General features: G+C 60.0%; 8 protein-coding genes. 5 read left to right on the top strand and 3 right to left on the bottom strand.

The window, feature by feature from the left end; all coding sequences use genetic code 11:
• Window positions 1-7: 7 nt before the first annotated feature.
• The 5 genes from VF639_RS00645 to VF639_RS00625 all read left to right on the top strand — a co-directional run bounded on the left by VF639_RS00645 (window position 8) and on the right by VF639_RS00625 (window position 6,880).
• Window positions 8-811 carry an SDR family NAD(P)-dependent oxidoreductase gene (locus VF639_RS00645; RefSeq protein ID WP_331143966.1) on the top strand — a complete coding sequence of 268 codons (804 nt, stop codon included), beginning with the start codon at window positions 8-10 and terminating at the stop codon, window positions 809-811.
• A gap of 200 nt (window positions 812-1,011) precedes the next feature.
• Window positions 1,012-3,897 carry a TonB-dependent receptor gene (locus tag VF639_RS00640; protein WP_331143965.1) on the top strand — a complete coding sequence of 962 codons (2,886 nt, stop codon included), beginning with the start codon at window positions 1,012-1,014 and terminating at the stop codon, window positions 3,895-3,897.
• A gap of 204 nt (window positions 3,898-4,101) precedes the next feature.
• A complete protein-coding gene (locus VF639_RS00635) occupies window positions 4,102-5,580 on the top strand; it encodes an FAD-dependent oxidoreductase (RefSeq protein WP_331143964.1) in 1,479 nt (492 codons plus the stop codon).
• A gap of 72 nt (window positions 5,581-5,652) precedes the next feature.
• On the top strand, window positions 5,653-6,387 hold the full coding sequence (locus tag VF639_RS00630) for an EthD domain-containing protein (RefSeq protein WP_331143963.1): 735 nt from the start codon (window positions 5,653-5,655) through the stop codon (window positions 6,385-6,387).
• A 16-nt stretch (window positions 6,388-6,403) separates the two neighbouring features.
• Window positions 6,404-6,880, top strand: coding sequence for a hypothetical protein (locus VF639_RS00625; RefSeq protein WP_331143962.1), 477 nt, complete (start codon window positions 6,404-6,406; stop codon window positions 6,878-6,880).
• 21 nt (window positions 6,881-6,901) lie between these two features.
• Here VF639_RS00625 and VF639_RS00620 read toward each other — a convergent pair whose 3' ends face one another.
• From VF639_RS00620 to VF639_RS00610, 3 genes are all read right to left on the bottom strand, one after another.
• The gene (locus tag VF639_RS00620) at window positions 6,902-9,694 is read right to left on the bottom strand and encodes a PAS domain-containing protein (protein ID WP_331143961.1); all 2,793 of its coding nucleotides are present in this window, start codon (window positions 9,692-9,694) and stop codon (window positions 6,902-6,904) included.
• 529 nt (window positions 9,695-10,223) lie between these two features.
• Window positions 10,224-11,120 carry an amidohydrolase family protein gene (locus VF639_RS00615; RefSeq protein WP_331143960.1) on the bottom strand — a complete coding sequence of 299 codons (897 nt, stop codon included), beginning with the start codon at window positions 11,118-11,120 and terminating at the stop codon, window positions 10,224-10,226.
• 320 nt (window positions 11,121-11,440) lie between these two features.
• On the bottom strand, window positions 11,441-12,208 hold the full coding sequence (locus VF639_RS00610) for an SDR family NAD(P)-dependent oxidoreductase (protein ID WP_331143959.1): 768 nt from the start codon (window positions 12,206-12,208) through the stop codon (window positions 11,441-11,443).
• Window positions 12,209-12,344 lie beyond the last annotated feature (136 nt).

The following is a 12,344-nucleotide window of genomic DNA, read 5'->3' as shown; positions in this document are numbered from 1 at the left end:
ACTCACCATGGAAACCCTAACTACCCCTCAGACTCCAATGACAGCCCGCCGCTTTGCTGGCAAAGTATGCGTGGTGACGGGCGCGGGCTCTGGTATTGGGCGGGCGACTGCCCTGGCGTTTGGGTGGGAAGGCGCCTGCGTGGTGGTGGCCGATGTGAATGAGGCGGGTGGCTGGTCGGTAGTGAATCAAATCCAGGCCGACGGCGGCGAGGCAGTGTTTGTGCGCACCGACATTGCCAGTCGCGCCGACGTGCGGCAGATGGTAAACACCGCCGTCCGGCAGTTTGGGCGGCTCGACTGCGCCGTGAACAACGCGGGCATCACCGGCGGCGTGAACGCGCCCACGGGTGAATACCCCGAGGATGCCTGGACGAAAGTGCTGGCCGTGAACCTCACTGGCACCTGGTACTGCGTGCAGGAAGAACTGGCCGTGATGGTGCCACAGGGCAGCGGCACGATTGTGAACGTGGCCTCGGCGGCGGGGCTGCACGGGCACCCCAACAATGTGTCGTACTGCGCGACCAAGCACGGGGTGGTGGGGCTCACCAAAACGGCCGCCCTGGAGTACGCCACCCGCGGCATCCGGGTGAATGCCCTGTGCCCGACCGGCATCGAGACGCCCATGATTATGGATGGCCGCCTCAACCTGCGCAACAACCCCGAAGCCCTGGCCAAATTTTCAAGCCAGGCAGCCCTCAAACGCCTCGGCCGCCCCGAAGAAGTGGCCGACGTGGCCCTCTGGCTCTGCTCCGACCAATCCAGCTTCATCACCGGCCATGCTTTGGCGGTGGATGGGGGCTCGTTTGCCTGAAGGAGCAAGGAGCAAGGAGCAAGGAGCAAGGAGCGAGGAGTTAGGAGCGAGGAGACAGGAGTTAGGAGCTAAGTATTTCGGCACCTGAACTTCCATTTACCATTCTTTTCTACCTCGGCTCCTCACTCCTAGCTCCTCACTCCTAGCTCCTCACTCCTAGCTCCTGTCTCACAGCTCCTCACCTCATAACCCCCAAGCCCATGAAATCCCACTTACTTGCTTTTTCCGTGCGCTGGCTCACGACGCTGGTGCTACTGCTGGCTGGCCCGCTGGCCTTCGGCCAAACCGGCCAGATTTCGGGCCGCATCGTTGATGCGAAGGGGGCGCCACAGGTGGGCGCGACGGTGGTGGTGGCCGAAACTAAGGCCGGCGTTTCCACCAATGCCGACGGCACGTTCACCATCAGCAACGTGGCGCCCGGCTCCTACACGCTCAACATTTCCTTCATTGGGGCGCTGTCGCAAACCCGGCGCGTAACCGTGCCGAGCGCAGAAGCGCAGACGCTGGCAGTTGCCTTGCAGGACGACACCAAGAACCTGGACGAGGTGATTGTGACGGGCGTGTTCGACACGCGCACCAAGATGGAATCGTCGGTGGCTATTACCACGCTCAACGCCCGGCAAATCGAACGGCTGGTGCCGCAGAGCGCGGCCGATTTGCTGCGTAATGTGCCGGGTGTGTACGTGAATTCGGCGCTGGGCGAAGTGAAAAATACGGTGTACTCGCGGGGCGTTTCGGCTAATTCGGTGGGCTCGTTGGCCTCGCCGGCCAATGGCTACTACTACGTGTCGTTGCAGGAAGATGGGCTGCCGGTAACGGGCCTGTCGAGCGGGACGATTTCGCCGGACTATTTCTTTCGGAACGACGTGACCATTCAGCGTCTGGAAGCTGTGCGTGGCGGCACCTCGTCAATTACCAGTGCCAATGCGCCGGGCGGCATCTTTAACTTCCTGAGCAAGACGGGCAGCAATGGCAGCGAAAACGAGGTGCGCACCCGCTTCGGGCTGGAAGGCAACGGCCAGCAGCCCTACTACCGCGCCGACCTCAACCTCGGCAACAAGCTCAACGAAACTGGCCTGAGCTACAACGCGGGCGGCTTCTACCGCTACGCCAACGGCGCGCGCTACGCGGGCTATCCCTTCAATAAAGGCGGGCAGGTGAAAGGCAGCATCACCCAAAACTTCGCCAAAGGCACTATTCGGGTGTACGCCAAATACCTCAACGACCACAACGGCACTACCGTGCCGCTGGTCGGGCAGGGCTTCAACGACGACATCAAGCTGGCTCCCGGCGTCGAAAAGGGCGATTCGTACCTGCTGCCCGGCGTGAAAACCCAAATCCCTAACGGCAACAACACCGACCTGATTTCCTTTGACCCGCGCAACCTAAGCCACGCCCGCGACATCACCGGCGGCATCAACTTCACCTATGATCTGAGCGACACTTGGTCGATCAGCAACAACGGCAAATACTCCCGCAAAAACCTGGAGCAGGATGTGAACGTGGCTACCAACTTCACTTACCTCACCGACGTGGTGACGGGCGTATTCAGCGGCACCACCCCGCTCGGGCCAGGCGTGGTAACCTATCGTGACCAGAACACGGGAGCCATTCGGGCGCAGGTGCAGCAGAATTTCGGGCCTATGGGGCCGCGCTTCGTGGTGCTTAACTCCGACCTGCCCAACGCCGTGCCGGATGCCGTACGCTACAATGGCTCGTTGAAAAGCAACATCGACTTAAACGAGTTTATCGACCAGTTCACGGTAAGCAAGAAGCTACCCAACGGCAGCATTAGCGCGGGCTTGTTCTACGCCCATAGCCGCCTGAAAGGCAACCCCGAAATGCAGGCGGCCGTGTTGGGCCTCACGCCGGTGGAAGACCGGGCTAATCTGCTCGACGTCACGTTTGTGCCGAGCGTGGGCCCAACCGCCGGGCAGACCTACCAGATTTCCGAGCCGGGTACGGGGTATTTGAAGTTGGGCGGCTCGTTCGGCTACGGCACCTACGACTACACCAACGACCAGCTGGCGGGCTTTATTGGCAACAACCTCAACTTCGGCGACAAGCTGAACTTCGATTGGGGCGTGCGCTACGAGCATATCCGCCTCGACGGTGTAAACCGGCGCACAGTGCCCACCACCAAGCCCGGCGGCTTCGACGGCAACCCGCTCACCGTTTACGACAACTTTTACGGCGTAGTGGGCCAGAACGACGTGCGCTTCAACAAGCAAATCAACACGCTGTCCTACTCGGGGGGTCTGAACTACAAAGTCACCGAAAACAACGCCGTGTACGTGCGCTACACCCGCGGGCAGAAGTCGCCGGACATGGCCTTCTACCAGAACTATACTTCGGACTTCGCCGCCACCAACGACCCCAAGAAACAGGATATCAACCAGGTGGAGCTCGGCTACAAGCTGAAAACCAACGGGCTGAACCTGGCCGTCACGCCTTTCTACAGCCTGCTCAGCAACGTGGGCAGCACCCTGATTGCCAACGACGAAAACAACCAGAACTACTACACGCCCGTGCTCTACAACAAGGTTAGAACGGTAGGCGTGGAAGTGGAAGCCGACTACAACCCGTTCAAATTCCTGAACGTGCGGGGCGCCTTCACGGTGCAGAGCGCCAAGTATCCCTCGTGGCAGGCCTGGAACGTGGGCACCAACGGCAAAGCCGACGACGTGGTGGTGGACTACAGCGGCAACAAGGCCGAAAACAATCCGAGCCTTATTATCAACGTCACGCCTACGTATTCGGTGGGCAAGTTCTACGCCCTGGTGCAGTGGAGCTACCTGGGCGAGCGGCCGGCCAACCAGCCCAACGCCTACTATCTGCCCGGCTTCAGTCAGTTTGACGGCAGCGTGGGCTTTGCGGCCACCAAGAAGCTGTCTTTCGCCCTGAACGTCAACAATTTTACCAATGTGCTCGGCATCATGGGCTCGGCCTCTCCCGGCACCGTAGTCGAGTCGTTCAGCCCCCAAAACCTAACCAAGGCGCAAGTGGAAGCCAACCCCAACGCCGTGCACAGCATCATCCCCATTCAGCCACGGGCGTACTTTTTGTCGGCGGTGTACCGGTTTTGAGGAGCTAGGAGTGAGGAGAAGCTAAAAGAACGTCATGCTGAGCGGAGGCGCAGCTGAAGTCGAAGCATCTCGCCCGCCACAGTAACCTCTGACGATTGCTCAACGAAGCGGGAGAGATGCTTCGACTTCAGCTGCGCCTCCGCTCAGCATGACGTTCTACACTTCTACAAACACCCGCGTAAACAACAAACAACTCTATTCCTCATGCAAACTCTTCAAGCAGATGTACTGGTAATTGCCGGCGGGGCGGCGGGTTTATGCGCGGCCATTGCGGCGGCACAGGGTGGGGCTTCGGTGCTGGTGTTCGAGAAGGAGGCTATTACCGGCGGCACCGCCAACCGGGGCATGGGCCCGCTAGGCATCGAGAGCCGGCACACCCGGCTGCGGCAGTTCCAACCCACGAAAGACAAAGCCTTTGAAGTGTTCATGGACTATACCCACTGGCGGGTGGATGCGCAGCTGGTGCGGGCCTACCTCAACAAATCGGGCGATACCATTCACTGGCTGGAGGCGCTCGGCGTGGAGTTTCTGGAGCCGGCCTCGTACTTCCCGAGCGCCTACCCCACCTGGCATTTGGTGAAGCCTCCCTCCGGCGTGGCCGGCCCCGGCGCGGCCGCCACCATGACCAGCATTCTGGCCGAACAGGCGCGGGCGTTGGGCGTGCAGTTTCTGCTGGAAACGCCCGTGCGCCGCTTGCTGAAGGAAGGTGACCGGGTGGTGGGCGTAGCCGCCGAAGGCAAGGACGGCGCGGCCATTGAGGCCCTCGCCACGGCCGTTATTATTGCCACCGGCGGCTTCGGCAACAACCCCGAGATGGTGAAAGAACACGTCGGCTACACCTTGGGGCAGGATATATTTCCGTTCCGCATTCCCGGCGTCACCGGCGACGGGATTCGGATGGCCTGGGAGGCCGGGGCGGCAGCCACCGACATGAGCATGGAAATGATTTATGGGATGCCCGACAACCTGAGTGTCCCGCCGCCCCTGCACGAAGCCTGCCGCCAGCCGCATTTGTTTGTAAATCTGCTCGGCGAGCGGTTTGTGAACGAGGCCATTATGCCCAATGTCACGTTCACGGCCAACGCTCTGGCCCGGCAAAAAGACCGGACCGGCTTCCTGCTGTTCGACTCCGGCATTCTGGCACAGATGGCCGTGGATTTCGACTTCCGCAACCGCGTGTTTCCGGTGACCAACCTACCCGATGGCGAAGCCGCCATTGCCGGGTTGCTGGCTACCGGCTACCCGCACTTCTTCGTGGCCGACTCGCTCGATGAGCTGGCGGCGCAAACCGGCATCGACCCGGCCGGCCTGCGCGAAACTGTGGCCGCCTACAACGAGTCGTGCCACCGGGGCTACGACGAGCTTTTCAACAAAGACCACCAGTATCTGCGCCCCCTGGAGGGGCCGAAGTACTACGCGGCCCGCCACTACCCGAGCGCCTACGGCAGCACGGGCGGCATCAAAATCAACCACCGAACCGAAGTTATCGGCACCGACTGGCGGCCGATTTCCGGTTTGTTTGCGGCCGGCACCGATGCCTGCGCCATCTACGGCGACAGTTACGTGTTTATCATGCCCGGCAACTCGATGGGCTTTGCGGTGAACACCGGCCGCATTGCCGGCGAAAACGCGCTCCGGCTACTTGCTGCCCAAACAGTGTTAGCCGCCGCGCACCCGGCGTAAAGGTTGGGGCGGGTGCTACCACCTGATTGTCTCATTTCTTAGTTCTACCTTCTCAGCTCTAACCCCGACCTCATGATCAAGCAAATGATAGCCGTGCGCCGCCGGCCGGGCCTCACCCACCAGGAATGCCTCGACTACGTGGAGCACACGCACGGTACCATTGCCCGTGGCGGCCCCAACGGCCTGCTGCGCTATGTGCAAAGCCACGTGTTCGACTCGGCCTTTGGGGCCAAGGCCGATGGCGGCTACCAGCAGGTGTTCGGGCGGGACTTCGTGACGGAGCTGTTTTTCGAGTCGCCCGAAACGATGAAGGCCAACGCCGAATCGGAGTACGTGCGCACCGTGGTGCGGCCCGACGAGCGGAATTTCAACGACTTCGCCAACGTGATTCTGGATTTAATGACTGAAACCGAGCTGTCGGTACCACAGCCCGGTCCGGCCGAAATCAAGGTGATTCACTACCTGAAAAAAGCAGATGGCCTGAGCGCCGAAATCTTTGAACAGCAGTGGGTAGCGGCCCACGAAGCCATTATGGGCGAGTTGCCCACTGTGGCCGCCGCGTTGCGCCGCTACGTGCAAGCCCGCCCCCTGCGCATGGGTGGCCAGGGGCCCGTGCACGGCAACTCAGTGATGGCCAACACTTATGGCGGCATTGCCAGTTTGTGGTTCGAGCAGGAAGTTGACCTCAAAGAGTTTCGCGCCTACGAGCAGGCGCTACTAAGGCAGACGGGCCCGGAGGGTCAGCCGCTCATCGATTCCGAACGGTCGTTTTTCCTTTATACGCGCGAAAGAGTTATCATCGGCTAGCCGCAAGGCCTTCGTTATGAGCAAGTTCATTTTCGACAACGCCCTCAAATCGACCTTCGGCAACGTGGTAGTAAACACAGTTATTCCGTTTCTGCTGTTGCTCTCCGCCCCGTTCGTAAATCTGGAAGGCCCGACGCCCAACCTGGTGTCGGTGCTGGTGCCGGGCGTGTTTATGTCGGCCCTGGTGACCACCATTATCACCTTCGGGGTGATGACCGCGCAGCGCAAGGCCGGCACGCTAGCCCCGGCCCTGCCCGCCGATACGCGCTGGTTTCCGAAGGCGCTGGTGACGGGCATTGGCATTGGGTTGCTGTTCGCGCTGCCCGTGCTGGTTATCATCTTGGTTCTGCAAGGCACGCGGGAAAACGTGGAGCTGCCCAAGCTGACCGTAATAGCGGCCTCTACCGTCGTGGGCGGCCTAACGGGTCTGCTGTCGTCGATAGTGGCCAGCAAGCGGGCTGCCAAGCTGAGTGGCGTGGTTGCTTCTATTTAAGTTAGTGCCTGGTCAGGTATTCTACTGCAAACCCGAGCGGGACTTGATGAGCTGCACTAGCGGCTGGCAAAGCTCGGCCTCTTCGAAGGGCTTGTTCACGCACGCATTCATGCCGGCGGCTAGGTAACTCGCCCGGTCCGTTTCGAAGGCATTAGCCGTTAGGGCGATGATGGGCAGGCGGGACCGAACCGGATCCGGGTGCCGGCGCAACGCCTCCGCGACTTCCACCCCATTCAGGCCCGGCATCTTAATGTCGAGCAGCGCCGCGTCGTAATCGTTGGTGGTTAGCGCGACCAGCGCCGCGTCGCCGTTGTCTACGGCCTCGACTACTACGCCCCAATGCTCGAGCACCACCGTCGCTATCCATTGATTGACGGCATTATCTTCGGCCAGTAGCACGCGCACGCCGCGCAGAGCGTCATATTGTCCCTCCACGGCGTCAGCAGGAGCTTCCAGGGTTGCATCCCCGGCGCGGGGAAGCGTGAGAGTGAATGAAAACGTAGTGCCTTGGTTTAACTCGCTACACATCCGTAGTGTGCCGCCCATGTGATGCACAAGCTGCTCGCTGATGGCCAGCCCGAGGCCGGTTCCGCCGGCTTGGTGATGGCGGCCGGCACTGGCTTGGGTGAAGGCTTCGAACACCCCTTCTTGCTGCGCCGGCTCGATGCCTACACCCGTGTCCTGCACCCAAAAGCGCAACGTCACGTCCGCTTCCGATTCCCGCACCACTTGCGCGCCTAGCTGCACAAAGCCTTGCTCCGTGAACTTGAGGGCATTGCCTAACAGATTGAGCAGCACCTGGTGCAAGCGGTAGGCATCGCCAACCAGCCGCAAGCCCGAAACGGCGAGAGGTTCGACGGTTAAGTGCAGCCCTTTTTGCGTAGCCAGCACCGCTACCGTCTGCCCCGCGGCTTGCAATGCGCCGCTCATCTCGAAGGGAGCTTGGGCAAGCTCTAAATGCTCGGTGGTAATTTTGGCCAGGTCGAGCACGTCGTTGACCAAGGACATCAAATGCTGCCCGGCTTGCTGCATGGCGCTCAGATAGTCTTGTTGCAGCGGCGTAAGCGGCGTTTTTTCCAGCAGCATCGCCATCCCAATCACCCCGTTCAGGGGGGTACGGATTTCGTGGCTCATGCGGGACAGAAAGGCTTCCTTGGCCCGCGAGTTTTCTTCGGCCTGCTGCTGCGCCTGCTTGAGAGCCGTAATATCGGTGCTCACGGTCAGGACCTCCACCCGCCCATCGGCTTGCCGGAACGGGCGCATGTGCACTTGCAGACAACAGGTATCCTCGTTGGTCATAGTCAACAGCAGCTCGGCGTTCAGCGGCTCGCCGGTTGCCAGCACTTGCTGGCGCCAGGCCCCGATCTGCTGCACCTGCTTTTCCACCAAAGCTACTTTCGGGCCCGTTACATGCTGGCTAAGGGCAGCCATGTTATCGAAAGCCGCGTTGCGAAACGAAACGACATTTTCGGCACCCGCCATATACACGATATTAGGCAGTGCATCCACAACCAACCGGATAAAGGCTTGCTGCTCCTGCATCAGGGCCGCGCTTTCGCGCTGGCGCTCCTCGGCTTGTTTGCGGGCGCTGATGTCAATGACGGAGGCCACAAGCTGCCGAACCTGTCCATCGGGCCCGATAATGGGCCGCAAACGCATCAAGTTGGCGCGCTGCCGCTGCCCATCGTGGAACGATTCTTCCCAAGCTACTTCCCGCTGCTCCCGCAAAGCCAACTCGAATCCTTGATGCCGTTGGGTGATAACGTCGGGTGGGCGCTGCCGATAACGCCCGGCTTCGGCAATGGTTTTACCGGCTAGCCCGGCCCGAATTATTGGATCAGGTTCCACCGCAGGATTCACGAACACATACCGGAAGTCGGCATCCATAACTGATATGCCGGTGGGCACATTGTTGAGGATACTTTCGTAGAAAAGGCGCTGCTCACGCAGTTGCTGCTCCGCCTGCTGGCGGGCTGTTACGTCGGTCAGGTACAGGGTGGCGTAGGCCTCGTCGGGCACGGCCACCACCGTAAACAGGTAATGATGCCCCGCCACCGCCAGCTCCTGCTGGTGCTGCTCGTTGGTGCGTAAAGCCTGCTGCACGAGGTCGAGCAGGCGCGTGCGCAATACTCCACCCTCAGCCTGGTCTTCGGCCGCTAGCACCTGGAGCAGCGGCGTGGCGGCGGGGTTGGCATAAATTACTTCGCCGGCCACTGAAAGCCGCAAAATTGAATTAGGGTTTTGAGCGGGAATGTAAGACAGCGTACGCAGCTGCGCCTCGCGCTGGTGGCGCTCGGTTACGTCGCGGTAGCAGACCAGGCGCCCGGCCTGGCCTCCCTCCAGCACCAGGTAATCGAGCTCCACCACGCGCCCATTAGCTAGCACAAACTCCTGGTTGAGTGTGGTTTTGCCGTTTTGCTGCAATCTCTGCACCCGCGCACTAAATTCGGCCGGGTTCGCAAAGGCGTTGTTGATATGAACGAGGCCGGGCGCGGTGAGCGGGTAAATGTTGCCAATAGTAGCATCCGGGGCGATGTTGAACAGGCTGCGGAAATAAGAATTAACCAACTGCACCTGGCCCGTAGGGTCGACCAGCAGCAAACCGGTGGGCAGGTTTTCAACCAACGCTGCCAATTGGGTTTGGTAGCGTTGAGCCGTGGCGGTGGTAGCTGCTAACTGCTGTTCCAGCGCGGCTATTCGAGCTTCGGCGGCAGCCAGGGCTTCTTCGGCCGGATGGCGGCCAGCCTGCCCGGTTCCTAAGCGGCCGGCCTCGTCTTCGTCTTCTGGAGCAGGGAAAGTCAACTTAGCAGGCATTCCGTATCAACAATAGTATAATTCACATTCAGGCTCAGCACATACCATCTTCTTTGTAATCCGGAAACCATCGCACCGTGCCTGAAGAAGGCCATAGTGAAATGAACCCGGATTTATTAAGGAGTTGTCATATTAGCATAATATAAGCAAGTTACACTTGTTGAACTTTATAAGACGTAATTTCTTGGTTGTTGGTCGCAGAGAAATCCTAATCATAGTTTGCTTAAAGTAGAGCGTATGCGCCAAGGCTCGTGGGTGTAGCGCAGCTGCCACAGGAAGCCTTAACAGGCCCCGAAAACCTGTTCCTCGGCAACTGGAGGCAAGCATCCGGCACTGCGCCGTATGTTGCCCACGCACAGTAAATATGCTCCGCTGCCTTCACTAACCGCAACAGCGCCCGCAACTGGCGCCTGCTTAAAAGCCAAGCCAATTGCGGGCGCTGTTACAGCCGCTGGTGCTCCACAAGCATATACTTCCGGAGCTGATCAGGCCGGTGTATGAGGTTCAATACCTCAGGCCGACCGGTTATCTATAAGCCGAGCATGCGGATAGCATTTTCCTTCAGAATCATGGGCTTCACTTCTTCCTTGAAGCCAGCTACTTCGAAATCCTTTAGCCACCGCTCGGGCGTGATGAGAGGGAAGTCGGTGCCGAACAGCATCCGGTCTTTGAGTTGGGTGTTGGCGTACTGCACCAACTGCGGCGGAAAGTACTTCGGCGACCAGCCCGAAAGGTCGATGTACACGTTGGGCTTGTGCATGCACACCGACAGCGCCTCATCCTGCCAGGGCCACGATGGGTGCGCAATGATGATGGGCGCATCCGGGAAATCGATGGCCACGTCGTCGAGGTGAATGGGGTTGGAGTATTCGAGCCGCAGCCCGCCCCCGCCCCGCACCCCCGACCCAAACCCCGAATGCCCCGAGTGAAACAGCATGGGCAGCCCGGCGCCGGCAATAACCTCGTAGAGCTGATACGCCATCCGATCGTTGGGGTAGAAGCCCTGCACGGTCGGATGAAACTTGAAGCCTTTCACGCCATAGTCGTCGATCAGGCGGCGGGCTTCGCGGGCTCCCATGCGGCCCTTGTGCGGGTCGATGCTGGCGAAGGCCAGCATGACGTCGGGGTTGGCCAGGGCGGCTTCGGCCACTTCCTCGTTCGGGATGCGGCGCTTGCCGGTTTCGTGCTCGGAGTCGATGGTGAACATGATAAAAGCCATGTTCTGCGAGCGGTAGTAGTCAACGGTTTCCTGGATGGTGGGCCGGTGCGTCGACTTAAAGAACTTGGCAAATGCCAAGTCAAATTCCGGCCGGTAGTCGTCGTGGGGCTGCGTGCACGAAACCTCGGCGTGCGTGTGCACGTCGATGGCAACCAGCGTATCGAGGTTGAGGCCGGATTTGGCTTTGGGTTTGGGGGTGGTTTCCATGAAGTGGTTGAGAAAGCAGTTCGGTAGTTAAGGAAAATCAATTAAAACGCTCTGCTGGCGCTGGCATCGGCTTATTGCAGCATCTGGCGCATTTCGTTGTGGTAGTACGGGTCTGCTGCGCTTATTTAAGCATCTCTACTGCTTCGTTGTCAAACCATATCTATCATGCGGAGCTTGTCGAAGCGTCTCACTTGTGTGGTAAACTTGGTTAGCATTGCAACGGTTCGAGCGAGATGCTTCGACTACGGCTCCGCCTGCGCTCAGCATGACGGAATTTCGTTGGCAACGGCAGTAGGACAAGGATGCTGCTTGTGGAAGTGCTACTTGGCGCCCATCCGAATGGCGCCATCCAGGCGAATGGTTTCGCCGTTGAGCATCTGGTTTTCGATGATGTGCCGGGCCAGGGCGGCAAACTCGGCGGGTTGGCCTAGGCGGGACGGGAATGGCACCTGCTGCTCCAACGAAGCTTTGGCTTCATCAGTTAAAGTAGCCAACAGAGGCGTCTCGAAAATACCGGGCGCAATGGTCATTACCCGAATACCGAAGCGGGCCAGCTCGCGGGCTACCGGCAGCGTCATACCCACAATGCCAGCCTTCGAGGCCGCGTAGGCCGCCTGCCCGATTTGGCCATCGAAAGCTGCCACGGAGGCCGTGGTAACCAGGACGCCCCGCTCACCGCCGGTGCCCGGCTCGTTGCGCTGCATGGCCGCCGCCGCCAGCCGTAGCACGTTGAAAGTACCCACCAGATTAACCGTTATGGTGCGGGTGAAGCTAGCCAGGGAATGCGGCCCCGCTTTGCCTACTACCCGTTCGGCAGGTCCCACACCGGCACAGGTAATGGCGCCACGTAGCGGCCCAAACTGCTCTTGCGCCACTTGAATTGCTGCCTCCACGCTGGCTTCGTCGGTTACGTCGGTGAGCACGAATTTGGCGCCGCTACCTAGCGCCGCTTCCGCGGCGGCCCCGGCGCCGGGGTTGATATCGGCCAGCAAGGCAAAGCCGCCAGCCTCGGTAATCATTTGAGCCGTGGCTAGCCCAAGACCCGAAGCGCCCCCCGTGACGAGGAAAGTATGGTTGAGAAGTTGCATGAGTGGGATATTGAAGCAGGAGCGGTTTAGGCTTTAGAGCTAGTTGCTCAGAGGATTCCGCGTATCAAGCGGCGGGGTTGGGAGTAGTTTAGTTCGTTCTGGCGGGGCCTCACCCCCTAGCCCCCTCTCAATAGGA

Source organism: Hymenobacter sp., from assembly GCF_036387835.1.
Taxonomy (GTDB): domain Bacteria; phylum Bacteroidota; class Bacteroidia; order Cytophagales; family Hymenobacteraceae; genus Hymenobacter.
This window is presented reverse-complemented; position numbering and strand designations above follow the sequence as displayed.

What these genes read in the sequence shown, in the direction of transcription:
- VF639_RS00640 (WP_331143965.1), top strand. Translation starts at nt 1,012, where the DNA reads ATGAAATCCCACTTACTTGCTTTTTCCGTGCGCTGGCTCACGACGCTG.
- VF639_RS00635 (WP_331143964.1), top strand. Translation starts at nt 4,102, where the DNA reads ATGCAAACTCTTCAAGCAGATGTACTGGTAATTGCCGGCGGGGCGGCG.
- VF639_RS00620 (WP_331143961.1), bottom strand. Translation starts at nt 9,694, where the DNA reads ATGCCTGCTAAGTTGACTTTCCCTGCTCCAGAAGACGAAGACGAGGCC.
- VF639_RS00630 (WP_331143963.1), top strand. Translation starts at nt 5,653, where the DNA reads ATGATCAAGCAAATGATAGCCGTGCGCCGCCGGCCGGGCCTCACCCAC.
- VF639_RS00615 (WP_331143960.1), bottom strand. Translation starts at nt 11,120, where the DNA reads ATGGAAACCACCCCCAAACCCAAAGCCAAATCCGGCCTCAACCTCGAT.
- VF639_RS00625 (WP_331143962.1), top strand. Translation starts at nt 6,404, where the DNA reads ATGAGCAAGTTCATTTTCGACAACGCCCTCAAATCGACCTTCGGCAAC.
- VF639_RS00645 (WP_331143966.1), top strand. Translation starts at nt 8, where the DNA reads ATGGAAACCCTAACTACCCCTCAGACTCCAATGACAGCCCGCCGCTTT.
- VF639_RS00610 (WP_331143959.1), bottom strand. Translation starts at nt 12,208, where the DNA reads ATGCAACTTCTCAACCATACTTTCCTCGTCACGGGGGGCGCTTCGGGT.